Source organism: Kriegella aquimaris, assembly GCF_900103215.1.
Classification (GTDB): Bacteria; Bacteroidota; Bacteroidia; order Flavobacteriales; family Flavobacteriaceae; genus Kriegella; species Kriegella aquimaris.
Window position 1 is genome coordinate 383167 of record NZ_FNGV01000002.1, and the last position, 25778, is coordinate 408944.

Consider the following 25778-nt stretch of genomic DNA (forward strand, 5'->3'; position numbering starts at 1 on the left):
TGTATGGCCTTTTTTCGTTAGTTGAAGTAATGAAAGAAGAAAAAATCATTATCTCAGAGGGAAACAGGCCGTTTTGGCAAAGTGTGACAGCTTCCTTTTTTTTCACCATCTCAGTAATATTGATGGCAATGTTCTTTTTCGGTTATGAAGTGTTTCCCTCAGAAGGTGTTTCTTCAAGATGGGATTTTGGTGTCTTGTGGCTTGCGATTGCCTGTGCGTCGCAAGGTGTTTTGTTTTCCTCGGTAAAACGTGTTTTTTTCGACTTAGATACAAAAAGGTATAAAGTTCAGCATAGTGTCGGGCCTGTATGTGTGGGGCAATGGAAAACACTTCCAGAAATAGACTACGTATCGGTCTTCAGACAACCAAAAAGTGATGGGCACTATATTTTTGAAACCAATTTGTGGTATCAAAAAAATAAGCATTTTAATATTTATGAGAGTGTTGACCCAGAACTGGCTTTTGCTATGGGGAAATCGGTGGCGCAAAAGTTGAACATAGATTTATTGAATGCTACAACACCAAACAACTATTTTTGGGTAAAGTAGATTGTATTACTATAAAATAATCAATTCCCATTGATGTCCCGCGGATGGGTAGCTTTTCAGATGTTTGAAACCAATGGCATAATGGGCATTTAGTGATCTTATGTTTTTGCGATCTACTTCGGTAACAATACTAGTATAATTAGGGGCGATGCTTATTTGCATCTTTTCATATAGTTTGCGAAAGACTCCTTGTTGGCGATAGTTTTTGGCAATGCAGATTTGCCCCATAACCAAATAATTTTCGATTTTGGGTAATGTCTTTTTTATTTCATGGAACATGGGTTTGAGCACATCAATTGTATGGGCGAGTTTTGGATGCATACATAAGGCATAACCTATAACCTCATCATTTGCCAATGCGATTATGTGCGGACAAGCATTGTTCATTTCCCTTAATAGGTCCAAATTATGGGATACGGTGACAAAACCTTCTTGTTTTCTTTCTAATTCTTCTAAAACGGCATTCAGGTTTTTTTGCTGTAACTCCAAAATTTGAATGAGTTCCGCTTCTTCTGAGACTTGTTTATAAATAATCATAGCACATAGTTTCGTCAAAAAGCATAAAGAATAATTCGCCAAGTTTTAGAACTAGTCTTTAAAGGTAGTAAATTTGATATATGGCCCAATTTCCAAAAAAATTAGAAGCTAAACTTGTCAAAAGAGAAGAAGCGAAAGCGTTACGTAGTCTAATCGACAATGGTGATTTGGTCGATTTTTCTTCAAATGATTATCTTGGATTTTCTAGGGATGAATCCCTTATTCAAATGACATCCCAGATACTTTCCACAAACGGAAGGGTTCAGAATGGCGCAACGGGGTCTAGGCTGCTTACGGGCAATCATTCATATTATACCGAGCTAGAGAAGATGCTTGCCACTTTTCACGAAACCGAAGCTGCCTTGGTCTTTAATTCTGGGTACGATGCCAATATCGGATTTTTCAGTGCAGTTCCCCAACGCGGTGATATAGTTCTGTACGATGAATACATACATGCAAGTATACGTGACGGTATCAATCTTGGCAACGCAAAGAGTTATAAATTCAAACATAATAGTTTTTCAGACCTTGAAAAGAAGTGTGAGGCTGAGCGCAGTCAAAGTTCGTCCGATTTGGTAATATACATCGTTACGGAATCAGTGTTTTCTATGGATGGCGATTCTCCGGACTTAAGGGCAATGGCGGAAATCAGTGAAAAATACAACTGCTTATTAGTGGTAGACGAAGCACATGCAATCGGGGTTTTCGGAAAAAATGGAGAAGGTCTAGTACAACAAATGAACTTACAAGATGATGTTTTTGCTCGAATCATAACATTTGGTAAGGCCATTGGTGCACACGGGGCCACAGTTTTGGGTTCCGCCGCCCTAAAAACCTACTTGGTAAATTTTGCGCGTAGTTTTATTTATACGACTGGACTTCCGCCCCATACCGTAGCTTCGATTTCTGCGGCCTATACTAAGCTTGATAAGCAGCATGAAGCTCAGGTGCAACTGAGAGAAAAAATAGATTATTTCAACGAACAGGTCGAATCTTTAAATCTGAAATCGTTTTTTATTCCGAGTACTTCTGCAATACATTGTTGGGTGTTTTCCGGTAACGACCAAGTTCGTTCAATTGGTGTAAGGCTCCAAAGGGAAGGATTCGACATACGCCCCATTCTTTCCCCGACCGTTCCTAAAGGCAAAGAACGTTTGCGTATCTGTTTACATAGCTTTAATACTAAGAAAGAAATACGAAAGGTTTTACAATTATTAGCTATTTTTACAAAAGAAGTCTAATCCCGCTGTATTTTGACGATAAGGAAACTCAAATTTGTTAAGAACGACGAAATATTTAGCACAGTTGCGTCTTTTCAGTATTCTTCGGAGGCGCAGATTGTAAAAGGGCGGCTAGAAGCAGAAGGTATTCGGGTTTTTCTTTCCGACAATCTTACCATTGATACCGACCCATTGGTGAGTAACGCCATTGGTGGAGTCAAGCTGAAAGTTCGATTTGAAGATGAAGACGACGCAATTAGCATCTTGAAATCGATAAACAGGTACTCGATTGATGATCAAGGAAATGCGGTCGTATGCCCAAACTGTAACAGTAAAAAAGTAGATTATTTCACTAATGTTAAAGATTTTAAATCACTGATTTCCTTTTTAGTTGGATTTATATTCGGAGTACTTCCATTCTATACCAAATATGAATATCGGTGTGAAAATTGTAAAAATAAGTTCAATATATGAAAGAAATTTTTGTCACGGGAATATCGACCGGAGTAGGAAAAACAATGGCCTCGGCCATTATAACGGAAGCTTTGCAGGCTGATTATTGGAAGCCTATACAAGCAGGTGATTTAGATAATTCTGATAGTCATAAGGTTAAATCCTTGATTTCAAACGACAAAACGGTGATTCATAAGAGCGGCTATGAGCTCAAGACAGCAATGAGTCCGCATGCCGCCGCTGAAATTGACGGAATTCGAATAGACCGTTTTCATATCAATCAACCAGAAACTTCGAACCATTTGGTTATTGAAGGGGCGGGAGGCCTACTTGTGCCTTTGAACGAAGAAGATACCATGTTCGATATCATTATGCCAAGTTATAAGGTTATCGTAGTCTCTCGACATTATTTGGGAAGTATAAACCATTCTTTATTGACTATCAATTGGCTTACCGGAAAGGGATATGACGTATCTGTCCTATTCAGTGGAGATGCCAATCCGCATACTGAAAACATCATATTGCACAAAACGGGCGTTTCATTGATAGGAAGAATTGACGAGGAAGAAATATTTGATAAAGAGACAATCAGTAAATATGCCGATAAATTCAGGGGAGTGCTAGAATCTCTCTAATCGCTGTAATATATTGGCGTTACCAACGGTTTCAATAAGTTTGTAGTGATTTTCTAAATAGTTGTCGATGTAGGTGTTGGCATCTTCGTATTGTTCATCAAACACCCTTCTGTTCTTTCGAGTGACCACTGTTTGTGGTTTGAGGGTTTCCATGATATGATGAAGTTCTTCTAGACCCGTTACTCTCGGGTTTTTATAATATGGAAAAAGTGCCTCTCGCAGTATATTGCTTGGGTGCGTAGCTGCTACTGTCGGGGGTGTTTTTCCTAAAACCCAATAACCAATGTGGTATTCCAAAAAGAGGATGTTTTTGGTTTCAATGTGATTTTTAATAATGTAGTTGGGCACATCGATTCCTTCGCCATTGTAAAAAGTACCCTGTTTCCAGCGATGCTTGATGATGTTGGCATACTCTAAATAGCTTTCCATAGGAAGCAAAAGCAATACGATTGGTAGGTAACGCAATAGTTTCTTCGACTCTAATATTTTAATCTGACTTACCACCTCAACGAATAATACGATGAAGACAGGATGAAATTGAATTAAATAATGCCCATTTACCTTTCCACCCAATACAAACATTAGTATGATACCTAAAACGGTAAAGGTTAAAATACCCACCGTTCTGTCTTTAAAGTTTAAAAGCCTCCTTTTCCATGTGAAAAACAAGAAAGCTAGAACGACGATACAAAAAGGAGCCGTTTTGTATATCGGATTTTGTTGTGAAGCCGAATATTCGATGGGCGCCATAACCACTGAATTCCACCAAATTTCCGTTTGGCCGTGAAGATAATACGGTAATAAAGTAAGTAAACCGACAAGTACAAAACTTAAGGTGAGACCGGCCAGATGTAAAATCCCTATCCAAGGTTTTTTTTCCTTGTAATCGAGGGATAGGAGATAGAGACATAAAACAAGAACGACATAAGCGATATTCAATTTAGACATTACGGCCAGCCCTAATAATAGTCCGGCAAGACAATAAGCCCATAATTTTTCATAATGTACTAAAAGGTACAGTGCAGGCACAAAAAATAACATGCATATATGTTCAGACATTACCCCTTGCAGGCTTCCGAAGAGGCTCAAAAGCAAAACACAACCGATGGCCGACCATAGCCCTATTTTTTTAGAGTGTGCAGTTTCACCAATTTTATAGGTGAAAAAAGCGGTCAGTGCTACGATGATGACACCAAAAAACCGAATGGCAAAAAAACTTTTACCGAAACCGTAGATGATAGCGGCAAAAAATAGAAAGATGACCGGTGGTTTTAAATCCCAGAGTTCGGTATAGGGTAGATGTCCGTCGACCCACGATTGTCCCATTAAAATAAAAGTGCTTTCATCACGGTCGATATAATCGCGGAAAAAAAAGGGCAATCGAATTAGGAAAGAGGTCAAAAACAGAACCATAAAAACAGTTCGGTTTTTCAGGGAATCGCAATTGTTTGCCAATGAATGTATAAGCCTTTGGAACATGAATTGTTTAGGGATTAATTCCCATCTTTGCAAGATAGAAAAAGCGAGTTTAACGAATTCAATTGTTTTGAAAAATCTAGCGGAAAGAGATAAAAAATACTTGTGGCATCCCTTAACCCAGCACAAACTACATCCTGAAATGTTGCCCATAGTTAAGGCGAAGGGCTCCTTGCTGTACGATGATAAAGGTGTCGAATATATTGATGGTATTGCCTCATGGTATACCAGTGCTTATGGGCATTGCAACGATTTCATCTTGAAAAAGGTATATGAGCAAATGCAACAATTGGATCAGGTTGTTTTTAGTGGTTTTACCCACGAACCTGCGGTAAAATTGTCTGAAGAACTTATGAGTATTTTGCCAGGAAATCAAGAGAAACTTTTTTTTTCCGATAATGGTTCCACAGCTGTCGAAGTAGGTATTAAAATGGCGTTGCAGTACCATCATAATCAAGGGAATAACCAGCAGGTTTTGTTGGCATTTGAAGATAGTTTTCACGGCGACACCTTTGGTGCCATGTCGGTTTCTAGTCTATCGGTATACAACGGTCCTTTTGAAGATTTCTTTATTGAGGTAGAGCGCATTCCCGTGCCAACAAAGAAGAATATTGAAAGTATTCTTATTGCTTTAGAAAAAATACTGAAGCAGAATACTGTTGCGGCATTTATTTATGAACCCCTTGTGCAAGGAGCTGCGGCAATGAAAATGCACGATGCCGATGGATTAAATCGAATACTTGCCCTTTTACAGCAACATAATGTACTGACCATAGCTGATGAGGTCATGACCGGTTTTGGCAAAACGGGGAGCTATTTTGCTTCCGACCATATGGCTGCCAAGCCAGATATTATGTGCTTTTCAAAGGCCTTGACAGCAGGTTTGATGCCTATGGCAATTACGAGTTGCACCCGCACAGTTTACGATGCCTTTTATAGTGACGAATTGACAAAAGGGTTATTTCATGGGCATACCTATACCGCCAACCCTCTAGCTTGTACAGCAGCTTTGGCAGGAATAGAACTATTGCGGTCCGATGAGATTCAAAATGATATCAAACGAGTTGTTGCCGCTCATCAAAAATTTGATACGGAAATAAAAAACCACCCCAAAGTGGCCCGTACACGGCAATGTGGAATCATTTATGCGCTAGACTTAAATGTGAAAATGGAACGATACGGCAATTTAAGGGACCGGCTTTTCAAACACTTTATGGATAACGGCGTATATTTGCGTCCGCTTGGGAATACAATATATATATCGGCCCCGTATATTATTTCCGATGGCCAACTACAAAAGGTTTATAGTACCATAAAAAGTGCTTTCGATTTGGTCTAAAGCAGGTTTTTTGTTTCTAAAAGGAGTCAAAAGTTTAAAAGTATGGAGAATGAAACTTCCTTTCCATTGAAGGAGCGGACAGATCAAGGGCTCATTTCAATAACGGCGATAAGTTCCATTTCCCCTTTGGGAATTTCGACGGAGGAAGTCTGGCAGAATTATAAAACGGATCGTCATTTTTTTAAGAAGGTGCGGTTTGGTACGACTGAAGATTGGGCAGCTCCATTGCCGGAAGAAGCAAAAAATGCCATTCAACAGCTTCGAAAGTCAGATTCCAAATACAAAGATCTTGATGATACGGTGCTTTTTACCATTTATGTGGCTAGAAAGAGTGTTGCTGTCGCCGGGTGGAAATCTGGAGACAACTTTGGCGTTAATATCGGTTCTTCTCGTGGTGCCACGGCGCTATTTGAAAAGTACTATGCCGAGTTTCTCAACCAAGGCAAAACGTCGACATTGGCTTCGCCAACGACCACTTTAGGCAATATTTCTTCATGGGTAGCGCATGATTTACAGACAAAAGGTCCTGAAATATCACATTCCATAACCTGTTCCACCGCACTGCACGCGCTTTTGAACGGAGTGGCTTGGATCAAAAGTGGTATGACCAATAAGTTTTTGGTGGGCGGTAGCGAGGCTCCATTGACGCCTTTCACCATAGCACAAATGAAAGCGCTAAAAGTTTACGCCAGACAAGAGGATGTAGCTGAAGACAATCAAAGTTATCCATGTCGGGCACTTGATCTTGATAAAGTTAAAAATTCGATGATTCTGGGGGAAGGGGCAGCCGTAGTTTGTTTAGAGGCGGGCCGTACAGATAATGCTTTAGCGGTTATTGAAGGCATCGGGTATGCAACAGAGGTATTGAAACATAATGTTTCCATTTCTTCGGATGCCGAATGCTTTCAACAATCCATGAAAATGGCCTTAGGCGATACGTCTCCCGAGGATATCGATGTTATCGTAATGCATGCACCGGGTACGATCAAAGGGGATTCTTCGGAGTGCAACGCGATAAAAAAGGTATTTGGTGAACAGATACCGACTTTGACCACAAATAAATGGAAGATTGGGCACACTTTCGGGGCATCGGGTATGTTGAGTCTTGAAATGGCAGTTCTGATGTTGCAAAAACAAGAGTTTATAAAGGTTCCTTTTATAGATTATAAGACAGTTCCATCACAGATCAACAAGATTATGGTTAATGCCGTAGGTTTTGGAGGGAATGCAGTATCTGTGCTTTTTTCTAAAAATTAGTTTTCCTAGTTTCTTCTCCTTCAACTAATATTTAATCGCTTAAAAAGAACTTCCCTGTATTTGGTACTAATGGGAGCCTTATGGGTTCCTATGTGAATATGATTGTTTTCTATTTTATCTATTGCAGAAATATTTACAATATAAGATTGATGTATCCTGATAAAGTGCTGTGAGGGTAATTTCGCTACAACATCGATAAAAGTCATTCTGGGACTATATTTTTTTTCTTTTGTAGTAATATCTAAATAGTTTCCGGCCCCTTTAATAAACAAGATTTCGTCGAATAACAGTCTTATATTTTTAAATCCATCCTTTACAAAGAAAAAGGTGTTTTGTGATTTTAGGACTGAAAGCCGGTCTTCAACTTTTTTAATAGTTATTTGGAACCGTGCGAATTCGAACGGTTTCAATAAATAATCTACGGCATTCATATTGTAGCTTTCCAATGCAAATTCAGAATACGCCGTAGTAAATATCACCAAAGGTTTCAATTGTAAATTCTGAAGCATTTCTAAGCCAGACATATGGGGCATATTGATATCCAGAAAAATGAGGTCCACAGGATGCTGCTTCAAAAAGGCTAGGGCTTTTTTAGGGTCGTAGAAATGATTAAGCAACATCACATTGGCCAGTTTTGAAATATAGTTTTCGATGATACTAATGGCCTTGGGCTCGTCGTCTATGGCAATGGCATGAATCATTAGTCTATGGTGGTTATGCTGAGTTTAACTTTAAATACTTCCTTTTCCTTTATAATAACCAAGGTATGTTTTTTAGGATAAATCAATTGTAATCGTTGTTTGGTATTGGTGATTCCGATTCCAAACCCTCGATCTTTATAAGGAGTTTTAAATTCGATATCGTAGCTATTGGTGCATTCAAAATTGATTTTTTTTTCTTCTCCCGTTACCGACAGAATTAGTTTTGAAGGTTTCGAAGGGTCTATTCCGTATTTAAAGGCATTTTCCACAAACGGAATTAGCAGACCCGGACTGATGATTTTTCCTTCAATATTTTTAAAGTTGGTCACGATTTCCGGTGTGACTTCGCAGCGCAATTTTTGAATGGTGATATAATCTTTTAAATATGTTATTTCGTTTTCCAACGGAATAAAATTCTTTTTAATATCATTTTGCATATAACGGATAAGGTTAGCCAATTTGGCTATACTTTCTGAAGTTTTCAGGGCATTTTCCTCCAAGGCGGTTGCGTACAAAGTGTTCAGGGTATTAAATAAAAAATGAGGATTGACCTGTGACTTTAACAGATTGAGTTCAGACTCCTGGGCTTCTAACTTGAGGTTATAGAAGCGTTCTCTATTTTTTATTTTTAAACGTATATAGGTGTAGGTTAATGATAGTATGGTGGTAATTATGAAGAAGATAGTAAGGTTAAATAAATCAGCGGAATGTATGAAATCTAGAAAATGGGTGCCATATATTAATAGGGTTATTATGATAATAGATAAATAAGACAGAATTACCTTAAATAGATAGTTACCTATTTTCTTATCCCCTAGTAAAAAAGGGCCGAATAGAAATGAGTTTATATAGAAAAAGACTATGTACAATGATACTTGAAAGAAAACCTGAATGATGCCCGCATTATGAATGAATAGATGATAGACAAAAAACAATATTATTAGGTTTATTGTTACCTCTAATTGTTTATTCGTAAACTTTTTTGTCAACAAACGTTTGTCTACTATGGCAATACTATAAACGGAAGACAGAAAAATAAATGTAGCAAATTCATAAAAACTACGGGTTAGATGCTTAATGCTTAAAAAACTATAGTTAAATGTTGTTGAATCATGGGCTTCTGCATTAAACATAATGTAGGTTACATTGACATACAGCCAAGAAACACATACGGTGTATAAAAGTGAATAAAGTAGAATATAAAGAAGACCTTTTTTTCTGTTAACTATGGTTAAAGGAACTAACCACCATGCTAGTACATAAAATGAAAAAATTTGAATTATTAGCCTTGCGCTTCCGTAAGTTTTAAAATCTTCATGGTAGTTATGTTTCTGAATCATATCGTTCATAGATTCAATAGAATCAAAAAATAACCAGACCAAGCAAATAAAGATAAGCCCGTGAATATAATATTTGTATTTAGGCGAAAAAAAATTTGAAGCGAACATGAATATGGTTTTGAAGCCAAAGTATTTCTTGTCCTAAGGTTAAAAAAATTAATGTTATAGATTGTATGATTTATGGGATATATTTTCGATTTGGATTTTAAAAATTGCTATTTCTTCGGATTCTACGTTACTGTTGAAGTCTATTTAAAGAAAGATTATAAGTATAATACAACGCCAGTACATTCATCACTTCTCCGTATTACTACTGACCGTTTTTCCATCTAAGGTAGTGAGCTCGCCCAAAAAGGTGTAATTTTTTACGGTCTCAAGCGTAGGCAGTTCCAATGTCTTAATATCTTTTCCGTAGCCGGAAAGAAGCGTGAAAGAAGTTTCAAAAACCACTTTGTTCTTGGAGTCGATTACTTTAAAGACAAGCAATTTATTTGTATTTGCTTTGTATACATAAGGAATTTTTAGCACTCCATCTGCTACCGAGGGCTTTTCAAAAAAGCGTATTTCTTCAACGTAAATCTTGGCCCCTTCCCCGCTATAATTATTGGTTTTCTCTTCTTCATAATTGATATCTACCAAAGAATATGAACGAACCCAATCATAATAAGAAGTGTTTATTGTGTCATCGGTCAATTCTTTATTTGTGGGATAGGGGGTTGCCCAGTCATACGTTTCTGTAACCATGTTTATGCCCAGGGGTCTGGGAAACGGCTCGTCCACAACGTCTGTTCGTATCTGAACGTCCCCTATTAAGGCGTTATCGGAGTAAAAGGCAACTTCGTTTGCATTTTTCCAGTAAGCCCCGTAGATATGGAAATCTTCCCAAGACTCCGAACTTAGTTGAGCATTAATTTCTTGTCCATTACCCTCTATAGCATTATTTCCTGCGGAATAGAACTTTTCTTTTCCTCCAGCACAATCAATGTATCTGTAGTGGGTGTTAAAGTTCATATTTTTCTTGAATTTATCCCCAGAACTTATGGTACCTCCAATACTCTCGGCAATGTCAAGTTCTTGACTAAATTGGTCTTTCTGACAATTGCCGTCACTTATTTTGGTGACAAAATCAACAGGTATTTTTTGATTTGACATCCAAAAGGTAGTCGACATGGCTATTTTGGAAGCCTTAAAACTAGCCTCGTAATAGCCAAAATGAGCTGTTTTTTCCAATGATTGAACTGCGCCGCCCTTGATGCTGTATTGACCTTTAACATGATGTTTTACGGTTTTATCTAAAACTCCATTTTTGATTTGCAACGTTCCTTCTTTTACAGATATTGCATCTGGCGAAAAGTACCCAGGACTTCTACCTTTCCAGCCCATATAGCTATTTCGCCATTTTTTTGAATCAAGAACGTTTCCATCGAACTCATCTGAGTACTGTAAATTCAATACCCATCTTTTTCCAATTTCAGGTTCGGGAGGGTCGAATGTTATTATATTAAATGGTAAAAAATATAGTGAAGTGAGTAATAGTAGTTTCATTACAGCTCATTTATAGTAAACGAAAATAATAACAAATAAGACGAAGCGATGAGCGAGATATGTAAAATTGTGCTACATATGGCCAATTATGAGTATTTTATTTGGTGAATTGTGATCGGGATTAGACCTATAGTTCAATAAGACATGAATTTTTGGCATTCCAAATAGCACTATTCTTTTCCTTTATATTAAGTCGCGACAATATTTAAGGTTAGAATTCAATTTTCTAGCTGTTTTCCGCTATTTTTGATGCCAAGAAGAAATTAAGATTGATGAGCACGATAAGACATAACTGGACCAAACAAGAAATACTGGATATTTACAACAAGCCCTTGATGGAGTTGTTGTATGATGCGGCAACGATTCATCGTAAACATCATGATCCCAATACGGTTCAGGTGTCGACTTTATTGTCGATAAAAACTGGTGGTTGCCCCGAAGATTGTGGGTATTGTCCGCAAGCGGCGCGATACCATACCGATATAGAAGGGAATGATCTTATGACGGTACCCCATGTAAAAGCCCAAGCGCTGCGTGCTAAAGCGTCAGGCAGTTCTCGTGTTTGTATGGGAGCGGCATGGCGAAACGTAAAAGATGGCCCTGAATTCGATCAAGTGCTCGAAATGGTACGTACCATTAACAAATTGGATATGGAGGTCTGCTGCACTTTGGGTATGTTAACCGAAAACCAGGCGAAGCGTTTGGCGGAAGCCGGACTATACGCTTACAACCACAATTTAGATACTTCTGAAGATTATTACAAAGACATTATTTCAACGCGTGCTTTCGAAGATCGCCTGGAAACCATTGATAATGTGCGAAAAAGTAATGTAACCGTGTGTAGTGGTGGCATTATAGGAATGGGAGAACAATTGGAAGACCGCGCCGGAATGTTGGTGGCACTTGCTTCCTTAAGTCCGCAACCCGAATCAGTGCCTATAAACGCATTGGTTGCCGTCGAAGGTACACCGATGGAAGATATAGAACCTATTTCCATTTGGGAAATGATACGTATGGTGGCTACTACGCGTATCGTAATGCCAGAGACCCAAGTACGCTTATCGGCCGGAAGAACCGAGATGAGTAGAGAAGGGCAGGCAATGTGCTTCTTCGCAGGCGCAAATTCTATTTTTGCCGGCGATAAATTATTGACAACTCCAAATCCAGACGTAAATGAAGATATGGAAATGTTCAAATTGTTGGGTTTAAGTCCGCAGAAACCGTTTACGAAGGTTTCCCAGCCGAAAACTGTGGAGGCCCAAGATTCTGAGTTCATGACTTTGGGTGAAAAGCCAAGATGGACACGACCTGGCCATACCATCGAACGCAATGAAATAGCCAAGGCTAAGGCCAAATTAGCAGGGCAATCTTAATCAAAGGTTAATTTTGGGCTAATTTTTTGTAAGGTTTTTTAACTTTGAATCCAAATAACCTTAGTAAGCTTGAATTTAAAAGACATCCCCAGAGTCAAAAAGATTACCAAAAAGGAGTTTATTAATAACTATTTTAAACCCCAAAAACCGGTAGTGATCGAGCAATCGGTTGAAGATTGGCCTGCCTACTCCAAATGGAATATGGAGTATATGAAAAAGGTGGCCGGTGATAAAATAGTTCCGCTATATGATGACCGTCCCGTAAGGCATGAAGAGGGCTTTAACCAGCCACATGCCCAAATGAAGATGGCCGAATACATTGAGTTGTTAAAGTCAGAGCCTACAAAATACCGTATTTTTCTTTGGAACATATTTAAACAGGTGCCCGAGTTACAAAATGACTTTGCCTATCCAGATTTTGGGTTGAAACTAAAGAAAAAGCTGCCCATGCTCTTTTTTGGAGGAATGGATTCATATACTTTCATGCACTACGATATCGATATGGCCAATATTTTTCACTTTCATTTTGAGGGTAAAAAAGAATGTATCTTGTTTCCGCAATCAGAAACTAAAAACCTTTACAAAGTACCACACTCTTTGATTACCCACGAAAGTATCGATTTTTCCAATCCCGATTTTGAGAAATGGCCTTCTTTGAAAGACGCAAAAGGATATCGAACCCATCTCGGGCATGGTGAGGTACTTTATATGCCAGAAGGATACTGGCACTATATGAAGTACATTTCCCCCGGATTTTCAATGAGCTTAAGGGCGTGGCCTAAAAACCCTGCTAATTTCGCCAAAGGGTTGTACAATGTATTCGTTATGAGAACATATGATAATATGATGCGAAAGGTAAAGGGGCAGAAATGGATCGATTGGAAGAATGAACAGGCCATTGCAAAAACAAATAAACAATTGGCGGCAACCACTCCAGTTTTAGATAAATAGATACATTTGTATTCTAAACACTAACATTTTTATAATGAGAAAATTATCGATTCTTGCCTTATTGCTTTTAATAACTGCCATAGGTAGCGCCCAAGCTTATGATGGAAAAGGGGATTTAAAACTACAGATTGGTGCCAACTTTCAAAATAATGGTAGCGGTATCATGACGAGCTTGGACTACGGCCTAGGCGAAAATTTTTCAATTGGGGCTGCATCCACTTACCTTTTAGGGGTAAATGAAATAGTAGATGCCGATTTTAGTGATCGAATAGACCTTAAGGCGAAATTCAATGCTAATTTGGGGAGTGTATTTCAATTGGGCGATAATGTAGATATTTATCCAGGATTAAATCTTGGGCTAAAGAATTTTGGGGGACACTTGGGGGCTCGATATTTCTTTACCGATGGCTTTGGTGTTTTTACCGAATTGCAAACACCAATTGCTAAATATAAAACTGAAGATTTGACGGCCGCTGAAAAGCTGCACAATCAGTTCACGATTAATATTGGGGCATCGTTCAATATACAATAGGTATAACCTATTTGACGAGATTATTTAATTTGTCATATACCAAATGACTTTCCCATCCTCGGTACAATAGGTAGTCAGCGAGCTTCTTTTTCTTTTTTTGAATGTTGCTCTCTTTTAGCGTTGCCAATTTCTTATGAATTAGGGTATCGAGGGTCTCTTGATATGCGCGGTTATCAATTTCTTTTAATGCTGTTCTTATTAAAAAGGGAGAGATATCACGACGTTTTAGTTCAAGCTCGATACGTTTTTTTCCCCATTTTTTGATGTTGAATTTGCCGCGAACAAAACTGTGTGCAAAACGCTCTTCATTTAAATAGTTTTCTTTGATAAGATGGACTATGATTTGGTCTATGGCCTCGGGAATCATTCTCATTTCACGTAGCTTGGCAGCAACTTCTTTATGGCAACGTTCTTGGTACGCGCAGTAGTACTCCACTTTTTTGGTTGCTTCGGTAAGCGTGTATGACTTTCGGGTTGTCATTTATACTATGGTTTCGAATTGTGGCCGATTAGAGATTGGAAGTTTTGTTGCTTGTTTTTTCGGAGAAAAATTTCTTTAAATGACGAGGTTTCTAGTTTACGTAGAAGCTATCAATTTTCTGCCTTGAAAGTGCTAAAGTATACAAATATCAAGTAATTCATTATTCTAAACCCAAAATATAGTCAATCTGGATTTTTATTTAAAGGGCGAAATTGGGGTATAAAAAAAGCGACCCCGTAACTGAGGTCGCTTTTAGTACTTAATAAATTGTTTTACCATCTTTATCTTTAAAACGGTATTCAAGATACGTATACGCATCCCTAGGTTGTATTTTAATCCATTTCTTATGCTCTAAGAACCATTTGGAGCGCATGGATGGAAAGCCTTTAGTAATGTAGGCGGCAATGAACGGATGTATGTTCAAAATAATGCCATTATCCTTTTTCGGACCTTTTAAAAGTTTTTCCAAATCGGAGTTTATTTTGTCTATCAAAACAATCGGGGCTTCTACCTGTTGGCCATTGCCGTTAGGGTTTTCCTCTGTTGTTTTAATATTCATTTCGGGCCGTACCCGTTGTCTGGTAATCTGAATAAGACCAAACTTACTCGGAGGTAGAATTTTATGTTTGGCACGATCATCTTTCATTTCGTCTCTGAGATGGTCAAATAGCTTTCTCCTATGAGGTGCCTTAACCATATCTATAAAATCTACTACGATGATGCCTCCCATATCGCGAAGGCGTAATTGCCGTGCAATTTCAGAAGCCGCTAAAAGATTTACTTCCAAAGCGGTGTCTTCTTGATTTTTGGCCTTGTTTGAACGATTACCGCTGTTCACGTCTATGACGTGCAATGCTTCTGTGTGCTCTATAATTAAATAGGCGCCCTTACTCATTGAGGCGGTGCGGCCAAAAGAGGTTTTTATTTGCCTCTCGATCCCGAATTTTTCAAAAATGGGAACAGGGGTATTGTATAATTTTACCATAGACTCCTTACCTGGTGCTATTTCTTGCACGTAATCTTGAACTTGTGCAAAAAGCGTTTCATTGTCAACATGGATACCTGTAAAGGAATCATTGAAAACATCCCTTAAAATAGAGGAAGCCCTGTTGAGCTCGACCAATACTTTAGAAGGAGTAGGCGCCTTGTACAATTTTTTACACATTGCTGACCATTTGCTCAGCAAGTTTTCCAAATCTTTATCCAGTTCAGCGACTTTTTTACCTTGGGCGACCGTACGTATAATTACTCCGAACCCTTTTGGCTTAATGCTTGTAACAAGCCTTTTTAGCCTATCTTTTTCATCTTTGCTTTCGATCTTTTGAGAGACGGAAACACGATCTGAAAAAGGTACCATGACCAAATAACGTCCAGCTAATGAAAGCTCAGAACTTATTCTGGGTCCTTTGGTTGAGATGGGTTCTTTTACGATTTGCACCAATAAGGATTGATTGGCTTTTATGACATCGCTAATAGTGCCATTTTTATCAATATCTTTCTCAATGGGAAAATTTTTCAGGGTGTAATCCCTAAGTTTCCCAGTACTTACTCCTTTTATGAATTTTAGCATAGTGGAAAGTTGCGGACCAAGGTCATGATAATGCAGAAAAGCATCTTTTTCATAACCGACATTTACGAATGCCGCATTCAGGCCAGTTACGGGTTTACGTACCTTGGCCAAGAATATGTCTCCAACAGAAAAATTGTTGTTGTCTTCCTCTTTATGTAATTCAGTGAGTTTTCCATCCTTTAACAAGGCAAAATCGACAGCGTCTGAACTAGACCTTACGATTAATTCTCTATTCACCTGAATGTATTTGTACCTGCCAACTGTGGCAGATAGATTAAACAATTGTCAAAACAGGTTATATAAACCCGTCGAAATTCCTTTGTGAATTTCTATGTCAAAGAACGTGTTAAAACGAAAAAGTAGTTTAAAAACTACTTTTTCTTGTGTCGGTTAGCTCTCCTACGCTTTTTGCGTTTGTGGGTAGCTACCTTATGTCTTTTTCTTTTTTTACCGCTCGGCATAAAGTTCTGCTTTAGTTATTATTCTTAAAAAATTATTTTACCCGGACATTGCTCTTAACTCCTTCGACAAAAACCTTTGCAGGCTTAAATGCGGGAATATTATGGGCGGGTATTTTGATGGTCGTGTTCTTAGAAATGTTTCTCCCTGTTTTTTCGGCTCTAGTTTTTACTATAAAACTGCCAAAGCCTCTGAGATAAACATTGTCTCCGCCCTCTAATGAAGATTTTACCTCTTCCATGAATGTTTCGACCGTTGCTTGCACATCACCTTTTTCAATTCCCAGTTTGTCTGAGATTTTCGATACAATTTCCGCTTTCGTCATCTTGAATTTTAGATTTTCTGTATGTTTTTTTGGGTTGCAAATATATAAATTAAATTCAATCTTTCAGGCTAAAGAACTAATTTTAAGTATATAAACTGCTACTTTTGTTAATCACTATTCTAGTTGATGTCTTTTTCCGAAAAAATTCTCCTTTGGTATTCAGGTAATAAACGCTCACTCCCATGGCGGAGTACACGAGATCCGTACAAGATTTGGCTGTCAGAAATTATGCTTCAACAGACCCGGGTGGCGCAAGGTTTGCCGTATTATTTAAAATTTAATGAAGCGTTTCCTGCTGTTGAACATTTGGCCAATGCTTCAGAAGAGCAGGTCTTAAAACTTTGGCAGGGGTTAGGGTACTATTCCCGCGCCAGAAATTTACATGCTACCGCTAAAATGGTTGTAGAAGCTTACGGAGGTCATTTCCCCAACACCTATAAAGAACTTTTAAACTTAAAAGGTGTTGGTGATTATACGGCCAGTGCTATTGCATCGATATGTTTTGATGAGCTCCAGCCGGTAGTCGATGGCAATGTATATCGGGTATTGGCGCGTTATTTTGGCGTTGATACGCCGATTAACAGTACTTCGGGGGTTAAATACTTTAAGCAGTTGGCTAGAGAGGTCATGAATACCGAGAACATTCGCGACTATAATCAGGCTATCATGGAGTTCGGAGCAATACAATGCGCTCCAAAGAATCCGAAATGTAGCAATTGTCCCTTAAATGAAAGTTGTGTTGCACTTCAAAAGAATTTAGTCGATCTGCTTCCTGTAAAAATCAATAAGACCAAAGTAAAAAAGCGATATTTTAATTATTTGGTGATGTTGGATACGGAAAATCAAATTAAGCTGCAGCAGCGCAGAGGGAAGGGGATTTGGCAGAATTTATGGGAATTTCCGCTTTTTGAAACAAAAACAGAAAGTAATATGAGTGAAATTAAGCACCATCTTACGAGTAACTTTGGGCTCGGTTCATCAACGGAAATTTCATTGCACAACGAAGATCAAATCGTTCATAAATTGTCACACCAGCATCTTTACACCAAATTTTGGATTGTTAAAACCGATGCTAGATTTGATGATGGTATCGCATTGAGAAAGCTCGATGAATTTCCTGTTCCTGTTTTAATTGCAGATTTAATAAAAACACTGAAAAATTCGTACTTTTGATATCCAATAAGTTAAGACAGCAGTATGAGTGGAACATTGAATAAAGTGATGTTGATAGGGCACCTTGGAGATGAGGTTAAAATGCATTATTTCGAGGGTGGTGGCTGTATTGGAAGATTTCCGATTGCCACGAATGAAACCTATACCAATAAGCAGACCGGCGAGAGAGTGACCAATACCGACTGGCATAATGTGGTTGTGCGCAATAAGGCCGCTGAAATTTGTGAAAAGTATTTAAGCAAAGGTGATAAAGTGTATGTAGAAGGACGGCTAAAAAATCGGCAATGGCAGGGTGAAGATGGTAATACCCGCTACTCGACCGAAGTGCAAGTGCAAGATTTTACTTTCTTGACTACCAAAAAAGAGAGTATGGCAAACAACCAAAGTACGGGCCAACCAAATTCTGGTAATACACCCGCGCAGAAAGCAAACCCAAAGCCCACGCAACCGGCCCCGGTAAAAGAACCCGAACCCGAAGATGATCTACCGTTCTAAAAAACTAAATAAAACCGTGACTGTTGGACCCTGACCCCTATAGTTTACTATTTAATTTTATTGTATTTGACAGTGCACTGGCGCTTAAGATCGGCTTTCTTATAGTGCTGTTGGCTTGCTCTGCCCTTATTTCTGGTGCAGAGGTGGCCTTGTTCGGTCTATCCCCGACCGATATCAATGAAATGGAAGAGGCAAAAACCTCGCGTAGTAGCATTATTGTAAAACTTTTAGAGCGACCAAAAAAATTACTTGCAACCATTTTGATTGCCAATAATGGTATTAATATTTGCGTGGTACTGTTGTTTAGCATAATTGGCGATACCATTTTCTTTGGTATTGATTCGGTTCTCCTTGGTTTTATCTCCGTACGCTTTCTTTTAGAGGTCGTGGTCGCTACTTTTTTGATTCTGATGTTCGGTGAAATTTTACCTAAAGTCTATGCCAATAGAAATCGCGTTGATTTTTCTCAGTTCATGGCATACCCCTTGAAAGTCCTAGATTTTATTTTTTCCCCCTTGAGCCTGCCCATGAGGTCGGGCACTATTTTTCTATATAATAAATTGGGAAAAGAGAAATCTAGTTTAAGTGTCGATCATCTTTCGCAAGCATTGGAGCTTACCTCTGAAGGAGATACCACCAAAGAAGAGCAAAAAATTCTGGAAGGCATAGTTTCTTTTGGCAATACCGATACCAAGCAAGTAATGCGCCCCAGGATCGATATTTTTGCGCTGAGCGAGGAAATGAAATTTCTGGAGGTGATGACAGAGATAAAACAGAACGGATACTCAAGAATACCCGTCTTTTCTGAAAATATGGATAATGTTCTGGGTGTTCTTTATGTAAAAGATCTTCTACCATATATCGATCGAAAGACTTTTAATTGGATGTCTCTGATCCGTGATCCATACTTTGTGCCTGAAAACAAAAAATTAGATGATCTGTTGTTGGAATTTCAGGAGAAAAAGAACCATTTGGCCGTGGTCGTTGATGAATATGGTGGCACCTCGGGTATTGTAACGCTGGAAGATATCATTGAAGAAATTGTGGGTGATATTAGTGATGAATTCGATGATGAAGACTTGGTGTACTCTAAACTTGATGACTTTAATTATGTTTTTGATGGAAAGACGGCATTGAAAGATTTTTATCGGGTAATCAAAATAGATGATGCCTCGATATTTGAAGAACAAAAAGGGGAATCTGAAACAATAGCTGGTTTTGTGCTTGAGATAGCTGGAAATTTTCCGAAAAAGGGAGATATAGTAGCTTTTAAAGAGTATCAATTTTTGATCGAGAGTCTTGATAAGAAGCGTCTAAAACAAATTAAGGTGACCCTGCCCCATGAAGAATAATTCAATAATTTTCGTTCTTTTCGTTCTGTTCGCTTTTTTAAGTTGTAAGGAAGATGTGCTTCCCAAGCCCAAGGCCCAATTGCGACTTGAATATCCTAAAGTGGAAAGAAAGAAGCTCGAAACCGAGAAATTTGAATTTGAGTACAACACGATTGCAAGGCTAAAGGACAAGAGAGAAACATCACTTACCTTAGATTACCCCAGTATGAAGGGGTCAATATTTCTAACCTATAAAGACGTTGATGGTAATCTTGACAAACTCTTGACCGATGCCCAGAAATTATCGTATGAACACGTGGTGAAGGCAGACGGAATCGAAGGTGATTCCTTTGTCGATGAAGAAAATAAGGTCTTCGGAATGATTTATGAAATCAGCGGTAATGCGGCATCTCAGTCGCAATTCTATGTTACCGATAGCACTGAACATTTTGTGACGGGTTCGCTTTATTTCTATGTAAAGCCCAACTATGATTCTATCTACCCGGCAGCCCAATATCTTCAAAAAGATATTCGAAAGATTATGGAAACCCTGCGATGGAAGTAGCGCTTTTAGCAGTTCTAATAGTTCATTGGCAGTATTAAAAAGTTACGGGTAATAACAGGGAGATTAAGAAATAATGTCTAAAAGCATAAAAATATTTAAGAGAATGGTGGTTTTCATTGGCGGAATTATCCTCATTTTGATAGTAGGAGTAATGCTCTTTGTTAATTTTAGTCCTCAATTTGGTGGTTCGGCAACTAAAGCGCAAAAGGCAATTTACACGCAATCGCAACAGTACAGAAATGGAGTTTTTGCCAATATCGGTGACGTAAAAATGAACATGGGCTTTAACGACTATATCAAAAGTTTAGTAGGGTTCTTTGGGCCACAGCCCAAATCAAAGCCAAAGGAAAATATTACCGTGCAAGAGGCAGATTCATTGAATATTGCCCAATATAGTGGCAATACCCGTTTGATTTGGTTTGGTCATTCAACCTTTTTACTGCAAATAAATGGTAAAAGTATATTGATAGACCCTATGTTCGGCGAGGTTCCTGCGCCATCGCCGTTGCTTGGGTCGAAACGATTCAGTAAAAATTTGCCTATTGAAATTGAAAAACTACCGAAAATTGATGCCGTCATTCTATCGCATGATCACTATGACCATTTAGACTACGGATCAATTTTGAAATTGAAGGATAAAGTGGGAGTGTTCTATACTCCTTTAGGCGTTGGAGTGCATCTTTCGGAATGGGGAGTTGAACCTGGCCGAATCAAGGAGTTGGATTGGTGGGAAGAAGCCACCTTTGGGGAGCTCATACTTGCATGTACCCCTGCGCAACATTTTTCGGGAAGAGGCCTGACTGATGGTGGGAAAACCCTATGGAGTTCTTGGGTTATTAAATCTGCTTCGGAAAATATCTTTTTCAGTGGCGATAGTGGCTACGGATCTCATTTTAAAGACATCGGAGAAAAATACGGACCCTTTGACTTTGCTATGATGGAATGTGGCCAATATAACACTTTGTGGCAAGAAATACATATGCTACCGGAAGAGACTGCCCAAGCCGGGGTTGATGTGAAGGCGAAAACAATAATGCCAATTCATTGGGGCGCTTTTAAGCTGGCGATGCATCCTTGGTCAGAACCGGTAGAGCGTCTGGCCATTAGGGCGGCCGAACTTGATGTTTCGATAGTTGTGCCAAGAATCGGGCAACCCGTGGTTTTGAATCAAGAGCCTATGGCAATTACTGAATGGTGGAACGAATTTAATTAGGCGACAACAAGGCTTCCGCTTTCTCAATACTTGAATTAATGTCTTGGCGTACCTCTTTTATTTTTTGCTCCTCCTCGTCAAGCCACGCTTGCTTTTCTTCTGATAAGGCCTTTCCGTTCAAAATTTCGTCAGAATCAAAACGGTCTCCAAAACCTTTCATCCAGTCCATCATGTTGTTATGGGCAGCTTGTAGGTCTTCCCGTGCTTTTTTGTATTCCAGCCCCATCGCAGTACTGTCTTCCTTGCTTTTAAGTTCTTTTACAAGTTTACCGAAAGCGCTCATTTTAGGCATTACTTCATCATGTATGGCCATGACCTGATTCATTTGATCGGCATTGCCATCTGGCTTCTTGTTTTTTTTGCACGCAATTACGGCGAATAGTACTACTACGGCACTTAAAAATGACAGGATACGCTTCATGGGTCGTGTTTATTGCAAATATAAGTGATTATGAGTTCAAAGATGAATCTTTGGTTTAGCCCCCTGTTTAAATTTCTATCAAATGTGTTTTTATGCCCCCTCTTGTATGGGTGATTTCTCAACGGTTCTGCCTTTCGAATAGTGGGTTCAATAATTGTTCTATACCCTTGATCAGGGTGCTGGTACGTACTGTGGATTCAGGCTTGGGAGCTTTGCATCACTGGCTTTTCGCCACACTTTAAGATCATGGTAAAGATTCTCTGCAATATCGGGATATCTATCGGCCAAATTATGGTCTTCCCTTAGATCACTATCGAGATCATAGAGCTCGAGATGATTGTCTTCAAAAAATTGAAGCAATTTCCATTTTCCTTTTCGGATTGCACTCACTGGGGTTGTATTGGGGTAATAGTGTGGGAAATGCCAATATAATGCTGCCCGGTCTAAAGTTGAAGAAGGGTTTTTTAGTAATGGTACCATTGAAACGCCATCTATTTCTTCAACTTGGTTTCCTTCATCGGTCAAACCGATCATTTCATGAATGGTTGGCAAAATGTCAATAGACGAAACGGGATAATCACATACTTCGCCCGGCTTTGTAATTCCTGGCCATTTAATAATAAGAGGCACCCTTATACCTCCTTCGTATAGCGAACCTTTCCCAGACCTTAATGGATAATTATTTTGTATGTTCACCCTTGAATTGACCTGTCCGCCATTATCTGAATAAAAAAATATGATTGTATTATCATCTATGCCGGCTTTCCTGATTGCTTTGAAGACTCTTCCGATATTTTCATCGAGTGAGGCTATCATAGCGGCATATCCGGGATTGGTATGATAAAGTTTTATATTTTCAGAAGTAAGTTTATTTTGAAAATAATTGATCAAATCTGGCTTTCCTTCTATCGGAACATGACAATTATAATAGGATAAATTCAGAAAAAAAGGACTATCTTTTTTTGCCTCTATCACCTCAATAGCTTTGTCTGTCAACCGATCCGTTAAATAGACATTCGCATTGTTTCCGTCAATATTATCCAGGCCAGGAACATATCTGATTTCTTGATCACTTTCCCTCCATCCTCTGAATGGGTACCAGTACGTCTGCGGCATTCCCCACATGGTTCCGCCGATATTTATATCGAATCCTTGTGTTTCGGGATAATGATTTGCATCGCCCAAATGCCATTTCCCGATGTGGGCGGTAAAGTATCCTGCCTTTTTTACCATTTCGGCCACGGTAACTTCATCAAGCGGAAGGTTGGGCAAGGTAGTGGGAGGAAGAAGCTTGTATTCCGTATTGGGGGGCGGTGGTCCGGCATTCTCGTGCCAAGTGGTCATATTTAACCGGGCCGGACATTTTCCAGTCAAAATGGACGCCCTAGTCGGGGTGCAAATGGCTGCTGCACTGTAGGCGCTGGTAAATTTCATTCCTTCCTTGGAAAGCTTGTCGATTATCGGTGTTTCGTGTAAATCACTTCCAAACCCGCTCAAACCTGTCCACCCCATATCATCGGCCATGATAAATATGATGTTCGGTTTTTTAACCTTATCGGATTTCGTTTGTGCTTGTATAGATAAAGGATTAGCGGAAATCAATCCGATAATTATAAAAGAATTGATTAAAAAATCTTTCATTATAAGTGAATGTTTTTTGATTTTTTGACCAATTTTACCTTAAGCTTACTGTTTTTATCAAATGTGTTGCGGCAATATATCAAAGCTACTTGACATGAGTTTTTCAACACACCACTACTCGAAATCGGTATCTGAAATTCCTTTGTTGACCTTCATTTCCTTTACGGCAAAGTCAAGTTTTTGAGGACCCATGGTTTGTGAGATCGTAAACGGGAATTGTATTCCGGAAATTTCCTGATAGTCACTATAACTAATTGTGCTTGTCATTGTTTGTCCGCCCATTTCAGTGCTTGTTACTACTTGGGCCAACAAACCGGTCTCCACTTCGTAGAACATGTATTTTTCTTCCGAAACTTTGATTTTATAAGCCTTTTTCCCGTCAATATCCTCAATACTTTCCAAAGACACATCGCTATCAAGATACCTTAATTCAGGAAATAGCATAGATTCATCTTTTACTTTCTTGATTTCTTCATCGCTCATTTCTTTTCGTTGTCCCTGCATAATAATGTAGCCCTGATTGCCATTCAAAACCTGTTTGGTCATAGAATTGCCCATGACCTTTATGTCTTGCATGAACTGGTCTTTCGAAGTCTTTTTAAGTTCTAGGTTGAGCTTCATTCCCTGCATTTCGCCCTCTGCCATCATCGCCAATGACGCTACACTTTCTAATTTTTCTTTACCTCCGATGGTTTCGATATACTTGTTCAATACCGTATTCACATTCACTCCTTCTGGAAGTGCGGTCTCATAATTTGGTTTGGCTACCGGATTGGCAAATTTGTCAAAATATTTAACCTGTAAGGGTTTGTCGTTAAAGGTGATGTTCTCTAGATTTTCTAAAACATCGCTGCCTTTTCCTGTGACCACAACACGGGCATTAGCTACTGTGAAGTATTTTTCTGCTGCGCGTTGAACATCTTCAATAGTGATGGCATTGATTCGCTCGAGATACGTTTTGTAAAAGTCCTTGGGTAAGTTTTCCGTTTCCATATTGATGGCATATCGCGCCATGGTTTCGGGCCGTTCCAAGGCCAGTACGAAATTACCGATGTACGTGGCTTTTGCGTTCTTTAATTCTTCTTCGGAAACGGGCTCTTTTATAATTTTGTCAATCTCGCCCAAAATCTCTACGATAGTGCTGTCGGTCACCGCATTACGAACACTTGCCGAAGCGCTAAAACTGGCAGGGGCGTATTTATCATTGCCCATACCAGAGTAAGCTCCGTAGGTGTAGGCCTTGTCTTCCCTGAGGTTTTGAAAAAGTCTTCCTTGGGCACCCCCTCCCAAAATACGGTTGGCCATAAGGGCCGAAAGGTAGTCATCGTCAGCCATTTTTAAGTTCACCAAATTTTCCACTGCCACTTCCGATTGAACGGCATTGGGCACATCGACAAAATTGATTTGGGTATATAGTGCATTTGAAGGTCTTGAAAATTGAAATGATGGTGGTACGGCCTTTGTCCATGGTGTGAAATGGGTTTCCACTAATTCCTTGGTGTCTTTAAAGTTTACGTCTCCGATGATTACCAAATAGGCATTGGCAGGAACGAAATAATCGGTATAAAACTGCTTAACATCCTCCAGGGTTACATTGATGACGCTTTGCTCCGTCACAAACTCCCCATAGGGATGATCTTTTCCGTAGGCCAGTGAACTTTGAACCCTATTGGAAATTGCTGAGACATCTTTCTCTTGACTTTTAAGATTGGTTAGCAATTTGGCCTTTTCCTTGTCGAATTCGACCTGCGTGAAATTAGGGTTTAGGGCCGCATCGGCCATAAGCTCAAAGATTCTCGGAAAATACTTGCTGAGCGAATTGGCGAATGCGCTCTGTGAACCAAAATTAATACTGGCGCCCAAATAATCGACCTCTTCATTGAAATCATCCATCGAGATTGATGTTGAGCCTTTACCCAGTAAGCTGGCGGTCAAGCTCGACACCCCAGCTTTTTGGCCTTCCAAGATAGGAGGGTTGTCAATCAACAATTGAACGGACACTTTTGGTAGTTTATGGTCTTCTACTACCATAACTTTCAAACCATTCTTCATTTCGAAGCGTTGCGGGTCCTTTAGGTTGATTTCGGGTGCTGGTCCTGGTTTTGGGGCATGGCTACGATCGATCTGTGCATGTAACGATAGGCCGAAAAATAAAATTGTTAGCGAAAGGGCTATATGTTTTTTCATCTGTTTTTGT

Annotated in this window: 25 protein-coding genes; 14 read left to right on the plus strand and 11 right to left on the minus strand. The window is 39.1% G+C overall.

The window, feature by feature from the left end; all coding sequences use genetic code 11:
* Positions 1 to 29: 29 nt before the first annotated feature.
* Entirely contained in the window at positions 30 to 548 is a 519-nt protein-coding gene (locus BLS33_RS06680; protein WP_089886702.1) for a hypothetical protein, read from the plus strand.
* A gap of 9 nt (positions 549 to 557) precedes the next feature.
* On the opposite strand, the gene BLS33_RS06685 is transcribed toward BLS33_RS06680, so the two are convergent.
* A complete protein-coding gene (locus BLS33_RS06685; protein ID WP_089886703.1) occupies positions 558 to 1085 on the minus strand; it encodes a GNAT family N-acetyltransferase in 528 nt (175 codons plus the stop codon).
* Positions 1086 to 1165: 80 nt separating this feature from the next.
* Between BLS33_RS06685 and BLS33_RS06690 the strand changes: the two genes are divergently transcribed.
* Genes BLS33_RS06690 through bioD form a run of 3 tightly spaced genes read left to right on the plus strand, consistent with a single transcriptional unit; the run spans position 1166 to position 3393 of the window.
* Entirely contained in the window at positions 1166 to 2326 is a 1161-nt protein-coding gene (locus BLS33_RS06690; RefSeq protein ID WP_089886704.1) for an aminotransferase class I/II-fold pyridoxal phosphate-dependent enzyme, read from the plus strand.
* 12 nt (positions 2327 to 2338) lie between these two features.
* On the plus strand, positions 2339 to 2779 hold the full coding sequence (locus BLS33_RS06695) for a DUF2007 domain-containing protein (RefSeq protein ID WP_245731308.1): 441 nt from the start codon (positions 2339 to 2341) through the stop codon (positions 2777 to 2779).
* Positions 2776 to 3393 carry a dethiobiotin synthase gene (bioD, locus tag BLS33_RS06700; protein WP_089886705.1) on the plus strand — a complete coding sequence of 206 codons (618 nt, stop codon included), beginning with the start codon at positions 2776 to 2778 and terminating at the stop codon, positions 3391 to 3393. The genes BLS33_RS06695 and bioD overlap by 4 nt, the downstream gene beginning before the upstream one ends.
* Here the strand turns inward: bioD and BLS33_RS06705 are convergent.
* Positions 3379 to 4806, minus strand: a complete 1428-nt coding sequence (locus BLS33_RS06705; protein ID WP_245731309.1) for an ArnT family glycosyltransferase — start codon at positions 4804 to 4806, stop codon at positions 3379 to 3381. The genes bioD and BLS33_RS06705 overlap by 15 nt on opposite strands.
* A gap of 133 nt (positions 4807 to 4939) precedes the next feature.
* On the opposite strand from BLS33_RS06705, the gene bioA reads away from it, so the two are divergent.
* Both bioA and BLS33_RS06715 read left to right on the plus strand, forming a co-directional pair.
* Positions 4940 to 6208, plus strand: coding sequence for an adenosylmethionine--8-amino-7-oxononanoate transaminase (bioA, locus tag BLS33_RS06710; RefSeq protein ID WP_245731310.1), 1269 nt, complete (start codon positions 4940 to 4942; stop codon positions 6206 to 6208).
* Positions 6209 to 6250: 42 nt separating this feature from the next.
* A complete protein-coding gene (locus BLS33_RS06715) occupies positions 6251 to 7465 on the plus strand; it encodes a beta-ketoacyl synthase N-terminal-like domain-containing protein (protein WP_089886708.1) in 1215 nt (404 codons plus the stop codon).
* Positions 7466 to 7485: 20 nt separating this feature from the next.
* Here the strand turns inward: BLS33_RS06715 and BLS33_RS06720 are convergent, their stop codons facing one another.
* From BLS33_RS06720 to BLS33_RS06730, 3 genes are all read right to left on the minus strand, one after another.
* Positions 7486 to 8166, minus strand: coding sequence for a LytR/AlgR family response regulator transcription factor (locus BLS33_RS06720; RefSeq protein ID WP_089886709.1), 681 nt, complete (start codon positions 8164 to 8166; stop codon positions 7486 to 7488).
* Positions 8166 to 9299 carry a sensor histidine kinase gene (locus BLS33_RS06725; protein WP_176801348.1) on the minus strand — a complete coding sequence of 378 codons (1134 nt, stop codon included), beginning with the start codon at positions 9297 to 9299 and terminating at the stop codon, positions 8166 to 8168. Before BLS33_RS06725 ends, BLS33_RS06720 begins: the two co-directional genes overlap by 1 nt.
* 501 nt (positions 9300 to 9800) lie before the next feature.
* Entirely contained in the window at positions 9801 to 11051 is a 1251-nt protein-coding gene (locus BLS33_RS06730; protein WP_089886711.1) for a LamG domain-containing protein, read from the minus strand.
* 272 nt (positions 11052 to 11323) lie between these two features.
* Here BLS33_RS06730 and bioB point away from each other — a divergent pair, with 272 nt between their 5' ends.
* The 3 genes from bioB to BLS33_RS06745 all read left to right on the plus strand — a co-directional run bounded on the left by bioB (position 11324) and on the right by BLS33_RS06745 (position 13907).
* Positions 11324 to 12424, plus strand: coding sequence for a biotin synthase BioB (gene bioB, locus BLS33_RS06735; RefSeq protein ID WP_089886712.1), 1101 nt, complete (start codon positions 11324 to 11326; stop codon positions 12422 to 12424).
* A gap of 69 nt (positions 12425 to 12493) precedes the next feature.
* Positions 12494 to 13375: a cupin-like domain-containing protein gene (locus BLS33_RS06740; protein ID WP_089886713.1), complete on the plus strand. Its 882-nt coding sequence runs from the start codon at positions 12494 to 12496 to the stop codon at positions 13373 to 13375.
* A gap of 34 nt (positions 13376 to 13409) precedes the next feature.
* On the plus strand, positions 13410 to 13907 hold the full coding sequence (locus BLS33_RS06745) for a DUF6646 family protein (protein ID WP_089886714.1): 498 nt from the start codon (positions 13410 to 13412) through the stop codon (positions 13905 to 13907).
* Positions 13908 to 13914: 7 nt separating this feature from the next.
* Here the strand turns inward: BLS33_RS06745 and BLS33_RS06750 are convergent, their stop codons facing one another.
* From BLS33_RS06750 to BLS33_RS06760, 3 genes are all read right to left on the minus strand, one after another.
* Positions 13915 to 14388, minus strand: coding sequence for a regulatory protein RecX (locus BLS33_RS06750; RefSeq protein WP_089886715.1), 474 nt, complete (start codon positions 14386 to 14388; stop codon positions 13915 to 13917).
* A gap of 259 nt (positions 14389 to 14647) precedes the next feature.
* Positions 14648 to 16195, minus strand: a complete 1548-nt coding sequence (locus tag BLS33_RS06755) for an Rne/Rng family ribonuclease (protein WP_089887128.1) — start codon at positions 16193 to 16195, stop codon at positions 14648 to 14650.
* Positions 16196 to 16451: 256 nt separating this feature from the next.
* A complete protein-coding gene (locus BLS33_RS06760) occupies positions 16452 to 16742 on the minus strand; it encodes an HU family DNA-binding protein (protein WP_089886716.1) in 291 nt (96 codons plus the stop codon).
* A 126-nt stretch (positions 16743 to 16868) separates the two neighbouring features.
* On the opposite strand from BLS33_RS06760, the gene mutY reads away from it, so the two are divergent.
* The 5 genes from mutY (at position 16869) to BLS33_RS06785 (ending at position 21519) form a co-directional block, all read left to right on the plus strand.
* Positions 16869 to 17915, plus strand: coding sequence for an A/G-specific adenine glycosylase (mutY, locus tag BLS33_RS06765; protein WP_089886717.1), 1047 nt, complete (start codon positions 16869 to 16871; stop codon positions 17913 to 17915).
* Positions 17916 to 17939: 24 nt separating this feature from the next.
* Positions 17940 to 18410 (plus strand): single-stranded DNA-binding protein, encoded by a 471-nt coding sequence (locus BLS33_RS06770; RefSeq protein ID WP_089886718.1) that lies wholly within the window; start codon positions 17940 to 17942, stop codon positions 18408 to 18410.
* Positions 18411 to 18433: 23 nt separating this feature from the next.
* Complete coding sequence (locus BLS33_RS06775) at positions 18434 to 19762, plus strand: gliding motility-associated protein GldE (protein WP_089886719.1); 1329 nt, start codon at positions 18434 to 18436, stop codon at positions 19760 to 19762.
* On the plus strand, positions 19752 to 20306 hold the full coding sequence (gldD, locus tag BLS33_RS06780; protein ID WP_089886720.1) for a gliding motility lipoprotein GldD: 555 nt from the start codon (positions 19752 to 19754) through the stop codon (positions 20304 to 20306). The genes BLS33_RS06775 and gldD overlap by 11 nt, the downstream gene beginning before the upstream one ends.
* A 103-nt stretch (positions 20307 to 20409) precedes the next feature.
* Positions 20410 to 21519, plus strand: a complete 1110-nt coding sequence (locus BLS33_RS06785) for an MBL fold metallo-hydrolase (RefSeq protein WP_089886721.1) — start codon at positions 20410 to 20412, stop codon at positions 21517 to 21519.
* Here the strand turns inward: BLS33_RS06785 and BLS33_RS06790 are convergent.
* The 3 genes from BLS33_RS06790 to BLS33_RS06800 all read right to left on the minus strand — a co-directional run bounded on the left by BLS33_RS06790 (position 21512) and on the right by BLS33_RS06800 (position 25768).
* Entirely contained in the window at positions 21512 to 21940 is a 429-nt protein-coding gene (locus tag BLS33_RS06790; RefSeq protein WP_089886722.1) for a hypothetical protein, read from the minus strand. The genes BLS33_RS06785 and BLS33_RS06790 overlap by 8 nt on opposite strands.
* Before the next feature lie 171 nt (positions 21941 to 22111).
* Positions 22112 to 23581, minus strand: a complete 1470-nt coding sequence (locus BLS33_RS06795; protein WP_089886723.1) for a sulfatase — start codon at positions 23579 to 23581, stop codon at positions 22112 to 22114.
* Between the two features lie 114 nt (positions 23582 to 23695).
* Positions 23696 to 25768 (minus strand): M16 family metallopeptidase, encoded by a 2073-nt coding sequence (locus BLS33_RS06800; protein ID WP_089887130.1) that lies wholly within the window; start codon positions 25766 to 25768, stop codon positions 23696 to 23698.
* Between the last annotated feature and the right edge of the window lie 10 nt (positions 25769 to 25778).